We start from the raw sequence: 22,150 nt of genomic DNA on the forward strand, positions 1-22,150 counted from the left end.
AGCTATTAATTCAATTTTGACAGCTGATAGCTGAACTTATGAGATTTACATGGAAAATAACTTAAACAATCTAAATCAAAAAAATGCACCAGTGGTTAATTATAATGCTGCAGATGACGAAATTGACCTTCGTGAACTATTTACTGCAATTTGGCAAGGCAAATGGATAATTATCGTAATCACAGCATTATTTGCTGTTGCCTCTGTTTTTTACGCCATTAATCAGCCTAATATTTATAAATCGGAGGCGTTATTAGCCCCAGCTGAAGAGCAACAAAATGGTGGCTTGGGCGCATTAGCAGGCCAATTTGGTGGACTTGCTAGTTTAGCTGGTGTTAATTTGGGTGGTGGTAATACAAGTAATAAAAGCCAGTTAGCTATCGAAATACTAAAGTCGCGCCAATTTACCAGTAATTTTATTCAAAAGCATAATTTACTACCTAATTTAATGGCGGTTGAATCGTGGGATTTAAGTACAAATACCTTAACTTATGACCCAGATGTATATGACCCTGCTAACAATACATGGCTACGTGAAGTGAAAGCACCTAAACAGGCAGAGCCTTCACTGCAAGAAGCTTACAAAGTGTTTATTGAGGTTATTAGCGTTAACGAATTGAAAGACACAGGAATGATTAGCCTGTCTGTAGAGCATAAATCGCCAGTTGTTGCTCAGCAATGGGTTAACTGGTTAATACAAGATATAAACGCCGAGATGAAAAACCGTGATGTAGATGAGGCAAATAGAAGTAGTGAATTTTTAACTAAACAATTAAATCAAACAAAAATAGCTGATATACGCAGTGTGCTTTATAAATTAATAGAAGAGCAAACCAAAACCATTATGTTTGCTAATGTACGAGACGAATATGTATTTAAAACGATTGACCCGGCTTTAGTACCAGAAGAAAAATCAGGTCCAAAGCGTGCGTTGATCTGTGTTGTGGGTGTGTTGTTAGGTGGTTTATTAAGTACGGTACTTGTATTGGTAAGGTATTTTACAAATCAAGGTAAAAATAATTAGACAATATGCTCCCATTAAACACTTTTAAAACAGTTATAAAGTCGACTCCACTTGTATCGATAGATTTAATTGTACGAAATAATAATAACGATATATTACTAGGTAAACGTAAAAATCGTCCTGCCAAAAAAGCATGGTTTGTGCCAGGCGGGAGAATACTAAAAGATGAAAAGTTTGACAGCGCATTTAGACGTTTAATAAGTGATGAACTGGGGTTATTTCAAGTTGAATCAAAATTTAAGGGTGTTTATCAACATTTTTATAATGATAATTTCTCTGATGAAAACTTCTCAACTCATTACGTTGTATTAGCTTACGAGATTTATTTTGATGGTGATTTATTGTCGTTACCGATAGAACAGCACTCTGAATACAAATGGTTTACTGAAAGAGAATTACTATTAAATGATAATGTGCATAAACACACTAAATGGTACTTTCAACATGACGAGGAAGCCGACAGGCTAATCAGATAGTGTAAAATGTTTAATTACTTACATAAAAATTAAAAATTGGAAAACAATTTATGATCACACCTATTATCATGGCTGGTGGCACGGGCTCTCGGTTATGGCCTCTTTCACGCGAATTATACCCGAAACAATTTTTAACTATTGCGGGGGAGTTGTCAATGCTTCAGCAAACAATTGCCCGTTTAGCTGGAATAGAGCATTCTGCGCCTGTTGTAATCTGTAATGAAGAACACCGATTTATTGCTGCTGAGCAAATGCGATTAGGTGGCTTTAAACATAGTGGAATTATTTTAGAGCCAGCTGGCAGAAATACAGCCCCAGCAATAGCACTAGCAGCATTAAACGCTATCTCTAATGCTGCAGATGGTGAAGAACCTATTTTACTTGTTCTTGCAGCAGATCACGTAATTGAAAATTCTGAGGCATTTGCTTCCTCTGTGGAAAAAGCACTACCCTATGCAAATAACGATAAATTGGTAACTTTTGGCATTGTACCTACTAAACCTGAAACAGGTTACGGATATATAAAATCGGGTGAAAAAGTAGGCGATGCTTTTTCTGTGAGTGAATTTGTAGAAAAGCCCAATTCAACAACCGCAAAGGCATACTTGGAAAGCGGTGATTACTATTGGAATAGTGGTATGTTTTTATTTAAAGCTCGCCGTTATCTTGATGAACTTGCTAAATTTGCTCCTGAAATACTAAAGGTTTGCAAGAAAGCTATTGCAGCACCTGAACAAGACTTAGAATTTGTTCGCGTTGACAAAAACATATTTGAAACCTGCCCTGATGACTCCGTAGATTATGCTGTTATGGAAAAAAGCAACGATGTAATGGTTGTGCCCATGGATGCCGGTTGGAGCGATGTAGGATCATTTTCTGCTTTATGGGAAGTATCAGCTAAAGATAAAAATAATAATGTGTTTAAAGGCGATGTTATTTCAGTTGGCTCTACCAATAACTATATATATGCCGAAAATAAATTAGTAACGACAGTCGGCGTAGATAATTTAGTAGTTATTGAAACCAAAGATGCTATTTTAGTTGCGAATAAAGATCAAGTGCAAAACGTTAAAGAAATAGTGAAAAAATTAAAAGAAACAGGACGAACAGAGCACAAAATTCATCGTGAAGTTTACCGGCCTTGGGGGAAGTACGACTCAATTGATTTCGGAAAGCGAGATCAAGTGAAGCGTATTACAGTTAATCCAGGTGAAAAACTGTCTATTCAAAAGCATCACCATCGTTCAGAGCATTGGGTTGTAGTTTCGGGTACTGCTAGTGTACTAAATGGTGACAAAACTATATTAGTTACTGAAGATGAGTCTACTTATATTCCCCTAGGAACAATTCACGCATTAGAAAACCCAGGGAAGATACCACTTGAAATGATAGAGGTACAAACCGGAAGTTACCTAGGTGAAGATGACATTGTACGTTTTGAAGATCGCTATGGGCGAATCTAAAGATAGCTTAATTTGTATGGATTAAAATGAAGAGTAAATTAGCAAGCGCGGCTGTTATCGCGCAAAGCGGTATTGCTTTTGGTACCAGTGGCGCTCGAGGGCTTGTGAGTGATTTTACTCCTAATGTGTGTGCTGCATTTGCAATCGCTTTTATTAAATCAATTCAAGCAGTGTTTAGTTTTAATACGGTTGCCATTGCAATTGATAACCGACCTAGTAGTTATGCAATGGCACAGGCTTGTGCAGAAAGCCTAAAGCAACTTAATTTAAATGTTGTATATTACGGTGTTATTCCTACTCCGGCGCTGGCTTATAAAGCAATGCAAGATAATATGCCAAGTATTATGATAACGGGGAGTCATATCCCGTTTGATCGAAATGGACTTAAGTTTTATCGGCCCGATGGTGAAATAACCAAAGCCGATGAGCAAGCAATAATAAACAGTGTGAGTATCTACAACGCTTTAAATAGCTTAACCGAGCTAAACGTTAATACAGCTGCTGAAAATGAATATATTACCCGCTATACATCATTATTTACCTCTGATTTTTTAAAAGGTAATCGTATTGGTATTTACGAACACTCCAGTGCTGGGCGAGACTTATATCATAAAATATTTACTGCTTTAGGTGCAGACGTTATAGCGTTAGAGCGCAGTGATGTGTTTGTACCTATTGATACCGAAGCAGTGTCGGAAGAAGACACATTAAAAGCGCTTGAATGGGTTAAACAATATAATTTAGATATAGTGTTTTCAACCGATGGCGATGGTGATAGACCATTAGTATCGGATGAAAATGGCAATTGGTTACGTGGTGATATTTTAGGTTTGCTTTGCGCTAATGCTTTAGATATAGAAGCGTTAGCTGTACCAGTAAGTTGTAATACGGCAATAGAAAAGTGTGAAAAGTTTACTCATGTTTCACGTACTAAAATCGGTTCACCGTATGTTATAGCTGAGTTTGCTAACTTAAATAAAAAATACAATACAGTAGCTGGTTTTGAAGCCAATGGCGGCTTTTTACTTGGTAGTGATGTGTTAATTAATAACATGCCATTAAAAGCGCTACCAACACGAGATGCCATATTACCAGCTTTAATGCTTTTAGCCGCCGCTAAAAACAGTAGTATTACTAGCTTACTTGAGCATTTGCCTAGCCGTTATACATACAGCGATAGAGTACAAAACTTTGCTACCGAAAAAAGCTTATGGATAATTGAGCTTGGTAAAAAAAATATAGCCGATTTAATGGCAAAGCTTGGTTTTGGTAGTATGGAAGTGAAAAGTATTCATCACACAGACGGTTTAAGGATTACTTTTATAAATAACGATATTATTCACTTAAGGCCATCGGGAAATGCGCCTGAATTACGTTGTTATGGTGAAGCCGAAAGCTTTTTAACAGCCAAGCAATTGGTTGTTAGTACTCTTAATAAGATAAAAGATTTAAATTAATTGATATTATTAAAACTTATATATAGCAATTGCGGTTATTTAAGTTTGAGCAAAGGAATTTTACAATGACAGATAAAAAAGTTGCACTAATAACTGGGATTACAGGACAGGACGGTTCGTACCTAGCTGAATTTTTATTAGACAAGGGTTATGAAGTACATGGTATTAAACGTCGCGCATCGTCATTAAATACTGAAAGGGTAGACCATATTTATCAAGATAATCATGAGAAAAACCAAAAGTTTTTTTTACATTACGGTGATTTAACTGACTCATCTAACTTAACGCGCATAATTAAAGATGTTCAACCCGATGAAGTGTATAACTTAGGCGCACAAAGTCATGTAGCCGTCTCTTTTGAGTGCCCTGAATATACAGCTGATGTAGATGCAATGGGAACGTTACGTTTGTTAGAAGCAATACGCTTTTTAGGACTTGAGAAAAAAACCAAGTTTTATCAAGCATCAACTTCTGAGCTTTACGGTGAAGTGCAAGAAATACCGCAAAAAGAGTCAACGCCTTTTCACCCTCGCTCGCCTTACGCAGTGGCTAAAATGTATGCCTATTGGATAGTTGTTAATTACCGTGAGTCATATGGTATGTATGCATGTAATGGCATTTTATTTAATCATGAGTCACCGCGCCGTGGTGAAACCTTTGTAACACGTAAAATTACTCGCGCGATTGCTAATATTTCGCAAGGTTTAGAAGAGTGTTTATACCTTGGGAATATGGATGCATTACGCGATTGGGGTCATGCAAAAGATTACGTTCGTATGCAATGGATGATGCTTCAACAAGATGTAGCCGACGACTTTGTTATTGCGACAGGTAAGCAAATTAGTGTGCGCGAATTTGTTGCATTATCAGCTAAAGAAGCCGGTATTGAGCTTGAATTTACTGGCGAAGGTATCGATGAAATCGCAACAGTTAAAGCAATTGTTGGCGATAATGCGCCTGCTGTAAAAGTTGGCGATGTGATTGTTAAGGTTGACCCTCGCTACTTCCGCCCAGCTGAGGTTGAAACACTATTAGGCGACCCAGCTAAAGCTAAAGCAAAACTAGGCTGGACTCCTGAAATCACCGTTGAAGAAATGTGTGCAGAAATGGTCGAAAACGATTTAAATAAAGCGAAGCAGCATGCCATATTAAAAAAACATGGTTTTGATTTAGCTGTTTCGGTAGAGAACGCTTAACAATGGAAAAATTACAAAGAATATTTGTTGCTGGCCATAATGGGATGGTCGGCTCTGCTGTTGTTAGACAGTTACAGCAACAAAGCGATGTAGAAATTATTACACGAAACCGAAAAGAGCTTGATTTAACCAATCAGCAGGCGGTACTAGATTTTTTTCAGCAAGAACAAATAGACCAAGTATATTTAGCCGCGGCAAAAGTGGGTGGGATAGTAGCCAATAACACTTACCCCGCTGATTTTATTTACGAAAATTTAATGATCGAATGTAATATTATTCACAGTGCTCATTTAGCCAATATACAGCAGTTGTTATTTTTAGGCTCTTCGTGTATTTACCCTAAGTTAGCACCACAGCCAATGGGTGAAAATGCCTTACTTACAGGCACATTAGAAGAAACAAACGAACCGTATGCCATTGCTAAAATTGCCGGTATAAAGTTATGTGAAAGTTACAATCGCCAATATGGGCGTGATTACCGAAGCGTTATGCCTACAAATTTATATGGCCCAGGCGATAATTTTCATCCAGAAAATTCACATGTCATTCCTGCATTAATTCGTCGTTTCCACGAAGCTAAATTAAACGGTGATAGCGAAGTAGTTGCTTGGGGGAGTGGTAAACCTATGCGTGAGTTTTTATATGTTGATGATATGGCAGCTGCTTCAATTCATGTAATGAATTTAGAGTCTTCAATTTACAGTAGTAATACTCAGCCAATGCTAAGCCATATAAATGTAGGTACAGGTGTTGACTGTACTATTCGTGAATTAGTTGAAACCGTTGCAAAAGTCGTCGAATTTGAAGGTGAGATAAAATTTGATACCACTAAACCTGATGGTGCACCGAGAAAGTTAATGAGTGTAGATAGACTAGAATCTTTAGGCTGGAAATACTCTGTCGCTTTAGAGGTAGGTTTACAAAAAGCTTATAATTGGTTTCTGAAGAACCAAGATAATTTTAGATCTAAGTAGTATAAAGTTCATTCATGGCATCATTGAGGTTAAATGTGAAAAAAATTGGAATAATAACATATCATTGCGTAGATAATTATGGTGCAGTTTTACAAGCATATTCTTTACAAGATACAGTTAAAAAAATATCTAACTTAGATGTTGATATAGTGGACTATAGACCAATAGAAATAACAAAAAACTATTCTTTTTCTATCATTCCAAAAAATAAGAGTGTTATAAAATTAATAAGTAACCTGTTGTCATATCCTTTTAAAAAACAAAAAAACGCAAAGTTTAAATCTTTTCTTTCTAACCATATTAAGTTGAGCGATAACTATTATGAGGGGATTTGGGAAGAATATGATGTGTTAATTGCTGGTAGTGATCAAGTTTGGAACCCTGGAATAACTAGGTTGGCACCATATTATTTAAACCTTCCTAAAAGTCTGGCAAAAAAAGTATCGTATGCAGCGAGTATTGGTAAAGATAATTTGAATGAAAGTGAGTTAAGCTATTTGTCTACAGCAATTAGCTTAGTTGATAATGTCTCAGTTAGAGAAGAAAGTGCTGTTCCTATAGTCGCAAAAGCTCTGCCAAACAAGAGTGTTACCCAAGTTCTAGATCCTGTATTTTTAAAACCCGCAGAACAATGGTTAGAAATCCTTCCTAAAACTAAACGCTTTTCTAATTATATTTTGATTTATATTATGGAATATAATGAAGAGCTATTTAAATTAGCTAAAAAGCTCTCAAAACAAGAAAATAAAAAAATTATAATTGTTAGTCCAAATGCAAATATAAAAACAGTTTTAAAATCACTCAAGTTACCAGGTAAGGTATTGTATACCCAAGGGCCAATTGAATTTTTAGACTTAATAGTTAATGCTGATTATATTTGCACTAATTCATTTCATGGGACAGCTTTCTCTATTATTTTTGAGAAAAAGTTTATAACTGTTGCTCATGGCTCTAGAAATACGCGACTTGAAAGTATACTTGATAATTTAGGTATATTGTCCCAACAGTTAGATAGTAAAGCTTGTAATGCTGCGCTAGAAAAAGATGTTGCCACACTCTTTCAATATGATAATGCAATGGTTGTTAGGAAACTTGACGATTTAAAAGAGAGATCGCTTAAATTCTTAGTAGAAGCAGTAAAATAGTGAGCAGGGAGAAAAAACTTTTAAAGCATACCGTTATTTATGCGATAGGAAACTTTGGTTCAAAGGCATTAAATATTTTATTGCTTCCATTTTATACGCGGGTTTTAACGCAGGCAGAGTATGGCTCAATAGATATTGTTTTAATTAGCCTTATTTTATTGTCTCCTTTTGTTTCAGTAAATATGGGGGAAGCTGTTTTTAGATTCTCCGTGGATAAAAAGTACAATAAAGAACAAGTATTAAATGCAGGTTTAATAATATCCATACTAGGTTTTTTTGTTACCATTTTAACCTTACCATTAGTAAACCTATATTTTAACAATATGCATTTACTTATATGTTTTAGTGTATTGTTAATCGCTTTTGTATTGCAAAGTATTCTTAAGCAATATACAAGAGCAATAGAGAAATTAAATCTTTATATGATAAGTGACTTTGTACAAGTCATCTCGTTTGTAGGGTTTATTTTTGTATTTGTAGGTGAATATGATATGGGCTTATTGGGCTTTATTTACGCTAAAATCATATCATTATTTATAGATTTTTTATTATTATTTATTGTTTCAACAGCATATAAATCATTCCGTTCGGGTATAAATTTTACGTACGGAAAAGAGATGATGTATTTTGGCATTCCTCTTATACCTAACTCTGTGATGTGGTGGATTTCAAATGCATCGGATAGGTACCTTTTAGCTGCTATGGTTGGAATGAGTAGTGTTGGTATATATAGTGTTGCAACAAAATTCCCTATTATTTTAGCCCAATTTAGTACCGTTTTTTTTAAATCTTGGCAAAGCTCTGCTATTGAACAAGATGCAGCAAAAGATTCAAGTGAATACCATACAAAGGTTTTTAATGGCTATGCTGTAATTTTATTTTTAATATCATCATTGATTTTAATTTGTATTAAGCCGTTGATGTTAATTTTGGTTGCAGATGATTTTTATATCGCTTGGAAGTATATTCCTTTTTTACTACTAGGTGCTGTTTTTTCTGCATTAGCTGGGTTTTTAGGGATTAATTATAATGTCGCAAAAAAAACCAAAAAGGCACTTTTTTCTACAATAGTTGCTGCAGTAGTAAATATAATTTTAAATATTATTTTAATTCCATATTACGAAGTTATGGGGGCGTCAATTGCGACTTTGGTTTCTTTCATTATTTTATTAGGAATAAGAATGTATGAAACGCCTCAATATAAAGATATAAAATTTAACTATAGTTTACTGACTTGCTGTAGTGCTATATTTTTATTTCAAAGTGTAATTATGTATTATATTACTTCAATTGAATTTCAAGTCATATTACAACTTCCTGCATTAATGCTATCACTTTACTTATTTAAGAAACAGATTCTCAAAAGTTTAAATTAAATAAAGTAAATATAACAATTTTTAATATATAGAAAGGAATATACATTGTTTAACTTTTTTAAAAGCATCTATAGATATTTTGATAAATTATCATTTTTTATTTATAAGTTGCGACAACATATTCTTTATAGTGGCTCTGTTGTTGATTTAAGAGATAAAAATCATAAAATACGAGAGGTTGCACATAGTATTGATAAATCAATGACTATGAAGAACTCAGATCCTAATCGAGGTGAGAGAGCTAAAAAAAATTTAAAAGCTCTTTGTGATAAAACCGAGATTCTAGCAGCTGAGAACCATCTACTAATTAAGCGTTTAAGCAGTATGCCTGAAACTTTTGGTTTCGATAGCCAGATGGAGTTGCCGACAGTCAGGCGCTTTCTTAATCTTGACGTTGAAACTAACAAAATCGAGTCTAGTGTGGTTTGTGCAAATAAATACCCAAAAAGTTGCTCAAGAGAATCTATAAAAATTTACCTTGCGAGAAAAGATAAATCAGCTGTTGCAAGCTGCTTTAGTGGCTTTTCTTGCATTGAAGGGCCATATGAAATCGCTGTTGTTGTTGTTGATTTAACTGCTTATGATGCACGTTCAGAGGTTTTTGCTCCTTATATTGATGGCTCTATATTTGCTACTGGGTTCTGTCGTAGTCTTTGGGAAAAAGGCATAGGATCTTGTATGTTGAATTGGTCTAGCCAGACTAAAGAATCTGAGGATAAATTAAGAAGAAAATTAAATTTAGCAAAAAATGATTTAATCATTATGGGAGTTGTTTTTGGATATCCAGAGTTTATCCCTTTTCACGCGCCTAGAAAAAAAGTCGAAGACTTAATTATCTAGGCGTATTTAAGCACTGATTTTTATTTTTAAAGTAACTCATAAAATGACTAAAAAAGTTTTACATATTTTCCGAAATCTAAAGTATGGCGGTAACCAAGCATTAGCGTATAACATAATACGTTATTCATCACCCGAATACTCTCATTCAATATTATCATTACAAGATGATTTAGAGATGAGAAATGAGTTTGAATCTTTGGGTTGTGCTATAAAAGTGATACCTCATAAAGAGTCAAGTTTCTCCTGCTTTAAAAAAAAGTATAAGGATTTTGTTGATGAAAGCGGATTTTGTACTGTGGTAACTTGGTTTTATCCTTTTGTACTTAGGTTAGATATTCCAAATGTAAACTTTGTTCACCATATAGGAACGGCTCCATTAAAAAGCCCTGCTAAGCAGTGGGTAAAAAACTTACTGCTGGTACATTTTTATAAAAGAAACATGGGGCAGTTCGTTTTTGCCTCTGACTATATACAGAATAAGAATAAAGAAACTTTTGCTGTTAATTTTAAAAATAGTCGGGTGATTCATAATGGAATTGATACTAAGCGATTTACGCCAAAAGTTACATACGATCATAGCTCTTCTTTTGTTATTACTATGGTTGGCCGGCTAGATGGAAGTAAGGATTTTGACACTCTTATAAATATATCTCCTGAGGTTAAAAAGTTAATCCCGAATCTACAAGTAAATATAGTGGGTGACGGGCACGATCGTGGCAGGTTAGAGCAATTGGCACATAGTTGTCAGGCAGACGATGTTGTATCATTTCTTGGAAGGAGAAATGATGTCCCAGAGGTTTTGCAAAATAGTGATCTTTTTGTTTTTTTAAATAAGCCATTAGAAGGCTTTGGTTTGGTTATTGTTGAGGCAATGAGCTCTGGATTACCTGTTATTTCTTACAACTTAGGAGCAAACGCTGAAATTATTAAAGATGGTTTCGATGGCTTTTTAGTTAGTTCAAAAGAACAGCTGATTGTAAAAATAAAAGAAGTATATCAATCTGAAAGTTTAGCGCGTGCTATCGGTTTAGAAGCTTTAAATACAGCTAAAAGATTTGATGTAAAGGAAATGGTTAAAAAGTATGAAAGCTTGTACTAAAGACATAGTATTCATTAATAACACAGTTGCACCTTATCGAATACCGCTTTTTAATAAGATAAAAGATCTGTTTGCCGAAAACGATTTAAATATGAAGGCTGTTTTTTTATGTGAAAAGGAGACTGTTAGAAAATGGAGTGTCGACTATGATTCAATTAATTTTGATTACGAAATTTTGCCTAACATTTATCAACGAAGAAATAAAAGCACCACAACTTCTGATACTATAATAAACTCAGGCTTTGGGAAGTATTGTTTTAGTCATATAGTAGTCTTATTTGGGTATAATTATCTTACATATTTACTCATTATGTTTTTTAGGACGATTTTACTAAAAAAAACAATATTATTTTGTGAATCTACATTATCAGATAAGCCTCGTATTTCAGGGGCAAAACATAAATTAAAGTGTATTTTGTTAAAGTCTTTTTTTAGTTCTTATATAGTACCAGGGCTTGAATCAAAAAAGTTTTTAGAAAGCTATAATATAAACCCTAATAAAATAACTATCGCAGAGAACGCAATTGCCCCATTTGTTCACGATAACAATGAGCAACACTCTGAAAATGAAAGGTTGAACGAGGATTATATAAATATTTTGTATGTTGGTCGTTTAGCAAAAGAAAAAAATTTAGCTTTTATTCTAAATAATATCCCTCAAAATTCTGGATTTAACTATCGTGTAATTATTGTAGGTTCGGGGCCAGAAGAGGCTAAGCTGAAAAATATAGAGACCACAAGTTTAGTCGAGTTTAAAGGCTATCAGGAAGGTGTTGAATTGGCTAAAACTTTTAATGAAAGCGATATTTTTATTCTTCCATCTAGTAGTGAACCTTGGGGCTTGGTTGTAAATGAAGCGATTAACAGCGGGTTAGCTATTCTTGTGTCAAATAAAGTCGGTTGCCGTCATGAACTGGTAACCGATAACGGTCAAGTGTTTGAGTTGAATAATCATATAGATTTTTGTGAAAAACTACACAATATAAGTATGCAGCTTTCAACTTATAAAGCCAATTCTTTAAAGAAAACAAAGCGTATTACGATAGATAACCAGGCGCATAAAATGTGTAAAGCAATTACGAATGTCTAAAATATTATTTTTAACTCCTGAGTTTCCACCCTCAAAATTAACTGGTGCGATACGCCCTGCGAAGTTTGCTAAATATCTTTCTAGGTTTGGGTGGGATGTTACCGTATTAACTTTTGATCATAAAGATGATGCGCACCAAGGACTACTTAAAGATTTAACTGATGTGAGAATCGAAAAGTGCGGTATACCCAAAAAAATAATAGTAAACGATTTAGGTGTAGCATACCTATTTCAAGCATTTAAACAGGCTGTAAAACTAACCAAGGAGGAAAAACCGGATTATATACTTGTTTCTATGCCGACATTTATGAATTCTTTATTAGCTTTATATTTAAATAAAAAATTTGGTACTAAATATTTACTCGATTACCGCGATTTATGGGTCGCTGACCCTTATCCGGTCAGAGGTATAAAAAGTAAGGTATTTCGTTTATTATCAAAAGTCATTGAACCTTTTGTATTGAAATCGGCTTTTCTTTCGTATTACGTTTCACAAGAAATGTTAAATGACCAACTCATACAATACCCTTTCTTACATAATAAAAATACACTGGTTATTTCTACTGGATATGACCCAGAAGATATAGCTGATATACAGCCTTCGTTGGAACCAAATGGGTATATTTCTCATATTGGGAATGCTGATATTGATATGAATCTTGATGACTTTGTAAACTTAGTAAAAAACAAACAAGTGCAATCACTATTGTTAGAAAAAAAACTTAAGTTTTTATTTGTAGGAAGGAAAAATAAGTTTATGCAAGATGCGCTTGATAGCTCTTTATTGCGGTTCTTTGAGTTTAAAGACTATATTCCACATAAAGAGGCCTTACAACTAATGGCTGACTCTTCTGGTTTATTAATATTAGGATCTGATAGTGGGCAACGACTGAATCGTAAAGTGTTTGAATATACAGCACTCAATAATAATGTATTTTATTTGGGAAATATAGAAAGCCCTACAGCTAAAATAGTTAGAAAGTGCGGTGGAAGTTTTTCTAATGTAACTAATTTAACCGCTTATTTCATAGATTATTTGCAACATTTATCCACAAATCCAGTCTCAAGAAATAGTGGTTATACTAAGCCCGAACTTGTTAGGAAATTAATTGAAAAACTATCCAAGTAGAGTTTATTATGTTTAAGCATAAGTTATCGGGCGTGTTGATTTTTTTAGCTTTATTTCCAATTGCATTTTATCAATATGTTATAAGTTCAATTGGTTTTGGTAGTGTTTCAATTATACAAGTAAGCCTATTAATATTTACTCTTTTACTACAAAAAAAAATGTCATTATCCGGCTTTAAAAGTAAAATATTCTGGACGTCAATTCTATTTCTTGTATTTTGTACAGTTAGTCTTTTGTTAAACCCTACAAGTAACCCGTATAGTGAAACCAAAAGAGGCCAGCTTTTTTTAGTTTTACTTAATATGTTAATACCTGTGCTGTTGATTGTTAATAAAGAACAGATAAAAACTATAGTATACTTTCTTGTTTTATACTCTTTTTTCATCTCGATTTTAGCTTTGTTACTTGGGAGGTATGAGAATTCACGCCTAGTATTATGGGATATGAACCCGATTTGGCTAGGTCGGTTAGCATTATTTCAGTTTTTATGGTTCGTAATTTTATTTGTCCGAACAAAGAGTTTTTTATATCTGTTATTATGTGGGATTCCTCTTTTTGTTGTTTTTAAAACATCTTCGATTGGTCCTTTGTTAGCGGTAATGTTAAGTTTATTTTTTCTTATATATTGTGTACATAAAACTTATAAAAAATTTAAAATATTTTATTTTATTTATAGGTTTTTTCTACAGTTGAAGTATTTGATCTTTATTTTACTTTGTATTGCCTGTTATTGGTTCTTTACCGTGAGTAATTTTGAGTTGCCAGCATCATTTTTTTACAGGAAAGAAATGATTTCAAATGTTTTTGACTTTTCGAATATTACTTTGTCTGGTGTAGGTTTTGGTAACTTCTATGTTTTTGGGGATTACGCCGCTGTTTTTTTATATCCTCATAATATTTATGCCGAGGCCTTTTTAGAGTTAGGAATTATAGGCTTATGTCTCTTAATTTTATATACAGTAAAGATTTTTAAATTGAAAAAAATTAACGATGATTACCAAATATATTTATTTGTATGCACTTTCTATTCCTTCATTCTTGCTTTATTTAGTGGGGATTTAATGACTGGGAATGTCGGTATTTATGTTTTTCCACTCCTTTTAATTAAATATAATTATTTGCTATCTAAGGAATAGAAATGTTTTCGTTGAGTAAAAAAGACTCTATGTTTATCAAAGGTGTAGCAATATGTTTAATGTTAATACACCATTTGTTTGCTTTCCCTGAAAGGGTGCCGTTTAATTATGTTCATCTTTTTTCAGGGGTTGATATTGAATTAATTGTTGGGGCTTTCGGAAAGATTTGCGTACCGATATTCTTATATATTTCCGGCTATGGTTTTTCAAAATCTGGATTGAAGCCTATGAGTTATTACTATATAAAAATACAGCAGGTTTATCTGGGTTATTTATTTATATTTATTTTATTTATACCTGTAGCTTTAGTGTTTTTTAGTGATAACCCTCGTTATAATTTTAGTCCTGTTACTTTTATTTTAAACTTATTTACATTAAGTAGTTCTTATAATTTAGAGTGGTGGTTTCTTGATACATATTTTTTACTCGTATTATTCACCCCATTTTTACTGAAGTTAAAGCAGAGTTTATTTGCTTTTCTATTTGTAATTATTTTTCTTTTTATTGGCTTTGCAATACTAAGGTATCTCAAGTTAGATAGCAGTTATATTTCAATTAAAGATTTTCTCTATTGGCAATTACCATTCGCTTTAGGGATATTGCATAATCATTTTGAAAATAAAAAAAATATTTTTAATATATTTTTTAATTTTAAAGTTAATACAGTTGTTTTATCTATAGCTATAATTACTATTCTTTATTACTACCTTGCAACGGTTGGTTTGATATTGGGTACACCTTTTTTCGTTTATATTTTAATTTACATCTCCAGGGGGGGGAGAGGAAAAGTTATTCACGAACTTGGTAAACACTCAATGAATATCTGGCTTACGCATAGCTTTTATTGTTACTATTTATTCCCATCAATTATTTTCTTTCCTCAGTTTAGTCTTTTAATTTTTCTATTTTTATTGCTTGTTTCATATTTTACAAGTTTAGGAGTGGAGTTTTTTAGAAGGTCCCTTAGTTGGAATTTTTTAAAGTGAAAACTTTTAATATTGATATAAATTGCATTCCTTTGAAGTATTCGAATGTTTATTCAGTAATGTGAACGACTTTTTTATGAGGGAAATGTAAATGAAAATTTTATTTGTTGGGCCTTTGATTTACCCAGTACATGGTCAATCTTTAGCTTTTACAAGACTAGTTGAAAGTTTGAAGATAAATGAAAAGTATATAATTAATACTAACGGTGAAGATTATGATGGGGTTAGAAAAGTTTTTTTCTCAATTCAAGTTTTGTTTTTTATTTTTATAAAATTAACAGTGAAAAAGTTTGATACTGTTTATTTTACTTGTAGTCGGAGCTTTCTTGGAAGTTTAAAAGATATTCTATTGATAAACCTTGCATCTGTAAAAGGGAGTCGAATTATAAATCATCTACATGGTTCTGATTTTTATGACTTTTTACATGGCAGTCCGAAGTGGTATAAAAAGCTTTTGATTCATTCATACAATAAAGTAGATACTTCTATTGTGTTATTAGAACGTATGAGAGATCAGTTTCAAGATTTTCAAAATATGACTGTTGAAGTCGTACCTAATTTTTATGATAACAGTTTAAATGAGTCTCTTGAAAATAAAAACATAAATGAAATTAATCTAGTATATCTATCGAATATCATGTGCAGTAAAGGTATTTTTGATTTGATATCTGCATTTAAATTATTAGCGACAAAATATACTAACGTACATCTGTATATTGCTGGAGGATATATTGCAGATAAATATATGGGGTGTGCTGAGATAAAAGATAAATTTTTGCATGAAATATCAGGTCATTCACGCATAGTATATTTAGGTAAAGTTTTCGGTGATGAAAAAATAAAGCTACTACAGCGCTCTGATATATTTGTTTTACCTACATACTATGACTCTGAGGCATTTCCAATTTCTATAATAGAAGGTATGGCTTGCGGCAATGCTATTGTAACCACAAATTATAAGTATTTACCCGATGTAGTTACAGCAGCTAATGGTGTTCTAATAGAGCCTAAATCAATTGAGAGTTTAGTGAGCGGAATTGAAGTTTTCTTTAAAAATAATGAAAAACTAAGAAGTATTCAGTTGAATAATAAATTACATGCAAAGGACAATTATAGTATTGAACAATATATCAATAGTTTGAATAGTTTGCTGATGAATAAGTAGAAAAGGAAAGTAAATGTATAGAATATTATGGTTAGGACATTATGAAAGTTAGCATTATAACAGCAACATATAACAGTGAATCAACAATTATTGACACTCTAAAAACCTTGAATGAACAATCGTACCCAAATATTGAATATATTATTATAGATGGTAACTCTACTGATAATACATTAAGTGTTGTTAAACAGAATTGCCCTCGTGTGAGTACTGTTGTGAGTGAAGCTGACGCTGGAATATACGATGCTCTAAATAAAGGTGTGAGTGCTGCTACAGGCGATGTTGTAGGCTTTTTACATTCAGACGATCTTTTTGCTTACCCAGATGCAGTAAAAGATATAGTCGACACATTTACTACCGATAAATGTGATGCAATTTATTCAGATCTTGAGTATGTATCTAAAGATAACATTCACAATGTAGTACGTTTGTGGAAATCAGGTACTTACTCTAAGACAAAACTAAAAAGCGGCTGGATGCCGCCGCACCCTACTTTTTATATGAAGCGAGAGCTATATAAGAAATATGGGTTATTTGATTTGAATTTTAAAATTTCGGCCGATTATGACTCATTATTACGTTTTTTATGGACGAAAGAGATTAGTTTATCCTATTTACCAAAAGTAACCATTAAAATGCGGGTAGGTGGTGCGAGCAATAGAAGCTTAAAAAATATAGTACTAAAAACACAAGAAGATATTCGAGCAATGAAGAAAAATAAGTTACCTGTTATTTTTGCTATTTTAGGGAAGAACTTATTAAAAATACCTCAGTTTTTTTTGAGAAATTGATATAAAATTAATACAGACATTATTAAAGTAATGTTTAAATGACTTATATTGAAGCAACCTCACCAGATATAAGCAAATCTCGATTATTTGATGAAACTTTTCAAAGAATAACTTTTCTTTTTAGTTTTTAAATCGTTTATAACTTACTAAAGCTCAAATTAAATAGGAATTTTATGTTCATCGACCTTTTTTTTACTTTTTTTATTGCTTTTGCGATACTTTTTTTAATGCGGAAGGTCGCACGTAAAGTTGGTTTGGTGGATAAGCCTTCAGGCAGAAAAATGCATACAGGTAATATCCCGTTAGTGGGGGGGTTGGCAATTTGTATTACTATAGTGCAGTACGTGTACTCTCACCCTGATATGATTAATCATGCTGGCCTTTACATGTTATGTATCACCGGATTAACAGCAGTAGGTGCGTTAGATGACCGCTTTGATCTAAGCGTTAAAATACGTATGGTAGTTCAAGCTATGATTTCGTTTGCAATGATTTATTATGCAAGTGCGCAATTAATAAGCTTAGGCAATTTATTCGGATTTGGTGATATTCATTTAGGTTACCTTGGCGCTATTATTACTGTTTTTGCTGTTATTGGCTGTATTAACGCTTTTAATATGGTGGATGGTATTGATGGCCTTTTAGGCGGGCTTTCGATTGTAACATTTGGCAGTATTGGTATTTTGCTGGCGCTGTCAGGCGAGCAAAGTTTGAGCTATTTATGTATTTTATTAGTTGTGAGTGTGGTGCCTTATATACTGATGAATTTAGGCTTAGTGGGGCATAAGCGTAAGGTATTTATGGGCGATGCCGGTAGTATGATGATAGGCTTTACTGTTATTTGGTTGCTTATTGGTGCAAGCCAAACTCCTGGTAACCCAATAATACGGCCTGTAACGGCATTATGGTTAATAGCAGTGCCGTTAATGGACATGACGGCAATTATGGTACGCCGAGTAAAACAGGGGAAATCTCCCTTTAAGCCCGATAGAGAGCACTTACATCATATATGCCAGCGCTTAGGGTATAGTCCTTTGCAAACACTATGTTTGATTTGTTTTATTGCTACTCTTTTTGCCGGTATTGGTGTGTTAGGTGAGGTATTAAATATACCTGAGTTCGTCATGTTTTATGGTTTTATCATTTTATTCTCAGTGTACTTATTAGTACTTATTAACTATAAAAAAGTTGATGCTATTTTATTGAAATTAAAAAAATTATAACTTTTATTATTTGAGTTATAGAAAGATCAATTAAAGGAAGAATATGAAAATTGCTGTGGTAGGTACTGGCTATGTAGGCCTTTCGAACGCAATGCTTTTATCACAACATAATGAAGTGGTAGCACTTGATATAGACGCTAAGAAAATTGCGCTGCTAAATAATAAGCAATCTCCAATTGTTGATGCTGAAATTAGTGAGTTTTTAACGCGTAGCGACTTAAGCTTTACAGCTACGACAGATAAAACTTTAGCTTATAAAAATGCAGATTTTGTCATCATAGCTACTCCAACTGATTACGATGTTGAGAACAATTACTTTAATACGAGTTCTGTAGAGGCGGTTATTAAAGAGATTATTGAGTATAACCCTAATGCAGTCATGATAATAAAATCAACGATTCCTGTAGGGTTTACTAAAGATATTAAACAGCGATTAAATGTTGAAAACTTAATGTTTTCACCTGAGTTTTTACGTGAAGGCAAAGCGTTATACGACAATTTACATCCTTCGCGCATTGTAGTGGGTGAACAAAGTGAGCGTGCAGAGGTTTTTGCAAACTTGCTTAAGCAAGGTGCCATTAAAGAAAACGTTGAAATACTGTTTACTGATTCAACTGAGGCTGAAGCCATTAAGTTGTTTTCGAACACCTATTTAGCAATGCGAGTTTCTTATTTTAACGAGCTTGACAGTTATGCCGAATCGCATGGACTAAATGCAAAACAAATAATACAAGGGGTGGGTTTAGATCCCCGAATTGGTAACCATTATAATAATCCATCGTTTGGTTATGGTGGCTATTGTTTACCTAAAGATACTAAGCAGCTTTTAGCTAACTACGCCGATGTACCGAATAATATTATTGGTGCCATTGTTGATGCAAACACTACGCGTAAAGACTTTATTGCTGAGTCAATTATTAAACATAACCCTAAAGTGGTTGGGGTATATCGTTTAGTAATGAAAGCAGGGTCTGATAACTTTAGGGCATCAGCGATACAAGGAATAATGAAGCGCATTAAAGCAAAAGGAATTGAGGTGGTTGTATACGAACCTGTACTTGAAGACAATGAGTTTTATCGATCTCGCGTAATTAAAGACTTAGCTGAATTTAAAAAAATATCAGATGTCGTTATTTCTAACCGTATGGTTGAAGAGTTAGGTGATATAGCTGATAAAGTGTACACCCGTGATTTATTTGGTAGTGATTAATTGTATTAGTACTATGCCTGACCCCGATAAAGTTTATTCGGGGTTTTACTTCATTCATCCCTCATTTAGATTTAACCTGTTAACTTAAAAAATAATTAATTTATAAATAAAGGACTACCCATGAAAGCTGTTATTCCTGTTGCGGGCCTTGGTACGCGCATGTTACCAATGACCAAAGCTATCCCTAAAGAAATGCTACCTATTGTAGACAAACCTCTTATTCAATACATAGTGAACGAGTGTGTAGCTGCAGGTATTAAAGACATAGTACTCGTAACTCATAGTTCTAAAAACGCAATTGAAAATCACTTTGATACGAGTTATGAGCTTGAAGCAACGCTAGAGAATCGTGTAAAGCGTGCTTTACTTGAAGAAGTTCGCTCTATTTGCCCTACTGATGTAACTGTAATGAGTGTACGCCAGGGTGAGGCTAAAGGTTTGGGGCACGCTATTATGTGCGCAAAGCCTATTGTTGGGGATGACGACTTTATTGTACTACTCCCCGATGTGATACTTGATGCTTATACTGCAGATCAAAAAACTGAAAATTTGGCCGCAATGATTAAGCGCTTTAATGAAACCAAAGCAAGTCAAATCATGCTAGAGCCAGTAGCACAAGAAGACGTAAGTAAATATGGTATTGCTGATATTAACGGTGTACAGCTAACACCAGGTAACAGTGCCGCAATTAAAACAATGGTTGAAAAGCCTGATGCAGGCGAAGCGCCTTCAAACCTTGCGGTTGTTGGTCGTTATGTATTGAGCAAAAATATTTGGCCATTACTGGCAAAAACGCCTGTAGGTGCTGGTGGTGAAATACAGCTGACTGACTCTATCGATGCGTTAATGGCTGAAGAAACAGTTGAAGCATTTCATATGAGTGGTCGCTCGCATGATTGTGGCGATAAGTTAGGTTATTTAAAAGCGATAGTTGAATATGCCATGCGCGATTCTAAACTGGGTAAGGATTTTTCCCTGTATCTTAATGAGTTCGTTGAGCGTCAATAAGCCCTTTTTATAACGTTGTTACCTTGTAAGTACGACAACTCTAATATTTACACGTTTAAGCCTTAATTCATTGCATATATTGAGTTGAGGCTTAAGTGCAACTTCTCATAAAAGGGTTAGGTTTAATTTTTAAACTTATCTCATTGATGTAATGCCTCGAGTTAATTTTGAGGGGCAAAAATTTATTTCATTAAAGTTGTTCCCATCCCCTCTATAATGTAGCCATTAACATACCTATAAGGACTTATCATGATTGTACAAGGTCAAAAACTACCAGACATTACATTAACGCAGCTAACGAATGACGGCATGCAAACCCTTACAAATAAAGATTTATTTGATGGTAAAAAGGTTGTGCTATTTGCAGTGCCTGGTGCTTTTACACCAACGTGTTCTAATGCGCACTTACCTGAATTTATTACTCTTGCAGATAAAATTAAGGCAAAAGGTGTTGATGCTATTTACTGCGTATCGGTGAACGATGCATTTGTGATGAAAGCGTGGGGTGAATCTCAAAACGCACAAGACATTTTATTACTTGCAGATGGCGATGCAAGTTTTACCAAAGCGCTTGGGCTTGAAAAAGATACCGCAGGCTTTGGTGGTATTCGCTCTAGCCGTTACGCGATGATTGTAGATAACGCAGTTGTTACCGGGTTATTTGTAGAGCAAGAAAAAGAGTTTGAAGTGAGTCGTGCTGAGTATGTATTAGAAAAGATTTAAGGGTGTTTTTAGTTATCAGATTCTAGCTATCAGCTGTCAGTTATTAGAAGGTAGTTATTAATTAGAAGGTAGTTATTAGAAGGTAGTTGTCAGGTGCTTGTTCTGACCCTGATAAAATAGTTTAGAGTTAGCTGTTATCGAATCTACTTTTAAGGCTTGTTAACATTACTGCTAGCTCTTTTGTTTCAGTTATCCATTTTTGACTGGTGGTTATAGGGAGGTAACCTATCTCTATTCCAATATATATTTGTGTTCTAGCTTCCCCAAGGGAAGCTCTTGCTATATCTATAAAGCGACTTTTTTCTTTATAACTTTCTCTACAAATTCCTTCAGCAATATTACTTGATACTGAAAGCCCAGAGCGCGTTAACTGGTCTTTGAACCCAAAACCCTTAATGTTTTAGATTTATAAATATCTGCGCTCAGGCGTGCTGAACGTTTCCAGACTTCTAAATTATCAAAGTTCATCGGTTATTTTATATTTATATAATTTTTAATAGCTTAGTTTGAAATCAATAAAATACAAATAATGCTTAAGGAGCAAAGTTAAACTTGATTAATAAATAGTAACTTTATAAATTCACTAACTACTAACTACTAACTACTAACTACTAACTACTAACTACTAACTACTAACTA

General features: G+C 33.8%; 20 protein-coding genes and 1 pseudogene. 20 read left to right on the top strand and 1 reads right to left on the bottom strand.

The window, feature by feature from the left end; all coding sequences use genetic code 11:
* Positions 1-49: 49 nt before the first annotated feature.
* From J8L73_RS10270 to J8L73_RS10365, 20 genes are all read left to right on the top strand, one after another.
* Positions 50-1,024, top strand: coding sequence for a Wzz/FepE/Etk N-terminal domain-containing protein (locus tag J8L73_RS10270; protein ID WP_211016743.1), 975 nt, complete (start codon positions 50-52; stop codon positions 1,022-1,024).
* A 5-nt stretch (positions 1,025-1,029) separates the two neighbouring features.
* Positions 1,030-1,500: a GDP-mannose mannosyl hydrolase gene (locus J8L73_RS10275; protein ID WP_211016752.1), complete on the top strand. Its 471-nt coding sequence runs from the start codon at positions 1,030-1,032 to the stop codon at positions 1,498-1,500.
* 50 nt (positions 1,501-1,550) lie between these two features.
* Positions 1,551-2,963: a mannose-1-phosphate guanylyltransferase/mannose-6-phosphate isomerase gene (locus J8L73_RS10280; RefSeq protein WP_211016754.1), complete on the top strand. Its 1,413-nt coding sequence runs from the start codon at positions 1,551-1,553 to the stop codon at positions 2,961-2,963.
* A gap of 26 nt (positions 2,964-2,989) precedes the next feature.
* A complete protein-coding gene (locus J8L73_RS10285; protein WP_211016763.1) occupies positions 2,990-4,420 on the top strand; it encodes a phosphomannomutase in 1,431 nt (476 codons plus the stop codon).
* A 65-nt stretch (positions 4,421-4,485) separates the two neighbouring features.
* Positions 4,486-5,616: a GDP-mannose 4,6-dehydratase gene (gmd, locus tag J8L73_RS10290; RefSeq protein WP_211016764.1), complete on the top strand. Its 1,131-nt coding sequence runs from the start codon at positions 4,486-4,488 to the stop codon at positions 5,614-5,616.
* 2 nt (positions 5,617-5,618) lie between these two features.
* The gene (locus J8L73_RS10295) at positions 5,619-6,590 is read left to right on the top strand and encodes a GDP-L-fucose synthase (protein WP_211016767.1); all 972 of its coding nucleotides are present in this window, start codon (positions 5,619-5,621) and stop codon (positions 6,588-6,590) included.
* Positions 6,591-6,625: 35 nt separating this feature from the next.
* A complete protein-coding gene (locus J8L73_RS10300; RefSeq protein WP_211016769.1) occupies positions 6,626-7,735 on the top strand; it encodes a polysaccharide pyruvyl transferase family protein in 1,110 nt (369 codons plus the stop codon).
* Positions 7,735-9,111, top strand: coding sequence for an oligosaccharide flippase family protein (locus tag J8L73_RS19500; protein ID WP_211016771.1), 1,377 nt, complete (start codon positions 7,735-7,737; stop codon positions 9,109-9,111). Before J8L73_RS10300 ends, J8L73_RS19500 begins: the two co-directional genes overlap by 1 nt.
* Before the next feature lie 45 nt (positions 9,112-9,156).
* Positions 9,157-9,951, top strand: a complete 795-nt coding sequence (locus tag J8L73_RS10310; protein WP_211016779.1) for a hypothetical protein — start codon at positions 9,157-9,159, stop codon at positions 9,949-9,951.
* 43 nt (positions 9,952-9,994) lie between these two features.
* A complete protein-coding gene (locus J8L73_RS10315; RefSeq protein WP_211016781.1) occupies positions 9,995-11,050 on the top strand; it encodes a glycosyltransferase family 4 protein in 1,056 nt (351 codons plus the stop codon).
* Positions 11,034-12,140, top strand: a complete 1,107-nt coding sequence (locus J8L73_RS10320; RefSeq protein WP_211016783.1) for a glycosyltransferase — start codon at positions 11,034-11,036, stop codon at positions 12,138-12,140. Before J8L73_RS10315 ends, J8L73_RS10320 begins: the two co-directional genes overlap by 17 nt.
* On the top strand, positions 12,133-13,269 hold the full coding sequence (locus tag J8L73_RS10325; protein ID WP_211016784.1) for a glycosyltransferase: 1,137 nt from the start codon (positions 12,133-12,135) through the stop codon (positions 13,267-13,269). The genes J8L73_RS10320 and J8L73_RS10325 overlap by 8 nt, the downstream gene beginning before the upstream one ends.
* Positions 13,270-13,277: 8 nt before the next feature.
* The gene (locus J8L73_RS10330; RefSeq protein ID WP_211016786.1) at positions 13,278-14,405 is read left to right on the top strand and encodes a hypothetical protein; all 1,128 of its coding nucleotides are present in this window, start codon (positions 13,278-13,280) and stop codon (positions 14,403-14,405) included.
* Between the two features lie 2 nt (positions 14,406-14,407).
* The gene (locus tag J8L73_RS10335) at positions 14,408-15,391 is read left to right on the top strand and encodes an acyltransferase (protein WP_211016788.1); all 984 of its coding nucleotides are present in this window, start codon (positions 14,408-14,410) and stop codon (positions 15,389-15,391) included.
* A gap of 91 nt (positions 15,392-15,482) precedes the next feature.
* Positions 15,483-16,556, top strand: a complete 1,074-nt coding sequence (locus J8L73_RS10340) for a glycosyltransferase family 4 protein (RefSeq protein ID WP_211016790.1) — start codon at positions 15,483-15,485, stop codon at positions 16,554-16,556.
* 41 nt (positions 16,557-16,597) lie between these two features.
* The gene (locus tag J8L73_RS10345) at positions 16,598-17,347 is read left to right on the top strand and encodes a glycosyltransferase family 2 protein (protein ID WP_211016792.1); all 750 of its coding nucleotides are present in this window, start codon (positions 16,598-16,600) and stop codon (positions 17,345-17,347) included.
* 173 nt (positions 17,348-17,520) lie between these two features.
* Entirely contained in the window at positions 17,521-18,570 is a 1,050-nt protein-coding gene (gene wecA / locus J8L73_RS10350) for a UDP-N-acetylglucosamine--undecaprenyl-phosphate N-acetylglucosaminephosphotransferase (RefSeq protein ID WP_211016795.1), read from the top strand.
* 43 nt (positions 18,571-18,613) lie between these two features.
* Positions 18,614-19,780, top strand: a complete 1,167-nt coding sequence (locus J8L73_RS10355; RefSeq protein WP_211016797.1) for a nucleotide sugar dehydrogenase — start codon at positions 18,614-18,616, stop codon at positions 19,778-19,780.
* A gap of 120 nt (positions 19,781-19,900) precedes the next feature.
* Positions 19,901-20,788, top strand: a complete 888-nt coding sequence (galU, locus tag J8L73_RS10360; RefSeq protein ID WP_211016799.1) for a UTP--glucose-1-phosphate uridylyltransferase GalU — start codon at positions 19,901-19,903, stop codon at positions 20,786-20,788.
* A 249-nt stretch (positions 20,789-21,037) separates the two neighbouring features.
* Entirely contained in the window at positions 21,038-21,511 is a 474-nt protein-coding gene (locus J8L73_RS10365; protein ID WP_211016801.1) for a peroxiredoxin, read from the top strand.
* A 127-nt stretch (positions 21,512-21,638) separates the two neighbouring features.
* Here the strand turns inward: J8L73_RS10365 and J8L73_RS10370 are convergent.
* Positions 21,639-21,979, bottom strand: a pseudogene (locus J8L73_RS10370) (four helix bundle protein).
* Between the last annotated feature and the right edge of the window lie 171 nt (positions 21,980-22,150).

The sequence above is a fragment of the Pseudoalteromonas sp. MMG006 genome (genome assembly GCF_018101025.1).
Taxonomy (GTDB): domain Bacteria; phylum Pseudomonadota; class Gammaproteobacteria; order Enterobacterales; family Alteromonadaceae; genus Pseudoalteromonas.

Coding starts and splice junctions, on each gene's coding strand:
- J8L73_RS10270 (WP_211016743.1), top strand. CDS start 50: ATGGAAAATAACTTAAACAATCTAAATCAAAAAAATGCACCAGTGGTT.
- J8L73_RS10275 (WP_211016752.1), top strand. CDS start 1,030: ATGCTCCCATTAAACACTTTTAAAACAGTTATAAAGTCGACTCCACTT.
- J8L73_RS10280 (WP_211016754.1), top strand. CDS start 1,551: ATGATCACACCTATTATCATGGCTGGTGGCACGGGCTCTCGGTTATGG.
- J8L73_RS10285 (WP_211016763.1), top strand. CDS start 2,990: ATGAAGAGTAAATTAGCAAGCGCGGCTGTTATCGCGCAAAGCGGTATT.
- gmd (WP_211016764.1), top strand. CDS start 4,486: ATGACAGATAAAAAAGTTGCACTAATAACTGGGATTACAGGACAGGAC.
- J8L73_RS10295 (WP_211016767.1), top strand. CDS start 5,619: ATGGAAAAATTACAAAGAATATTTGTTGCTGGCCATAATGGGATGGTC.
- J8L73_RS10315 (WP_211016781.1), top strand. CDS start 9,995: ATGACTAAAAAAGTTTTACATATTTTCCGAAATCTAAAGTATGGCGGT.
- J8L73_RS10320 (WP_211016783.1), top strand. CDS start 11,034: ATGAAAGCTTGTACTAAAGACATAGTATTCATTAATAACACAGTTGCA.
- J8L73_RS10325 (WP_211016784.1), top strand. CDS start 12,133: ATGTCTAAAATATTATTTTTAACTCCTGAGTTTCCACCCTCAAAATTA.
- J8L73_RS10330 (WP_211016786.1), top strand. CDS start 13,278: ATGTTTAAGCATAAGTTATCGGGCGTGTTGATTTTTTTAGCTTTATTT.
- J8L73_RS10335 (WP_211016788.1), top strand. CDS start 14,408: ATGTTTTCGTTGAGTAAAAAAGACTCTATGTTTATCAAAGGTGTAGCA.
- J8L73_RS10340 (WP_211016790.1), top strand. CDS start 15,483: ATGAAAATTTTATTTGTTGGGCCTTTGATTTACCCAGTACATGGTCAA.
- J8L73_RS10345 (WP_211016792.1), top strand. CDS start 16,598: ATGAAAGTTAGCATTATAACAGCAACATATAACAGTGAATCAACAATT.
- wecA (WP_211016795.1), top strand. CDS start 17,521: ATGTTCATCGACCTTTTTTTTACTTTTTTTATTGCTTTTGCGATACTT.
- J8L73_RS10355 (WP_211016797.1), top strand. CDS start 18,614: ATGAAAATTGCTGTGGTAGGTACTGGCTATGTAGGCCTTTCGAACGCA.
- galU (WP_211016799.1), top strand. CDS start 19,901: ATGAAAGCTGTTATTCCTGTTGCGGGCCTTGGTACGCGCATGTTACCA.
- J8L73_RS10365 (WP_211016801.1), top strand. CDS start 21,038: ATGATTGTACAAGGTCAAAAACTACCAGACATTACATTAACGCAGCTA.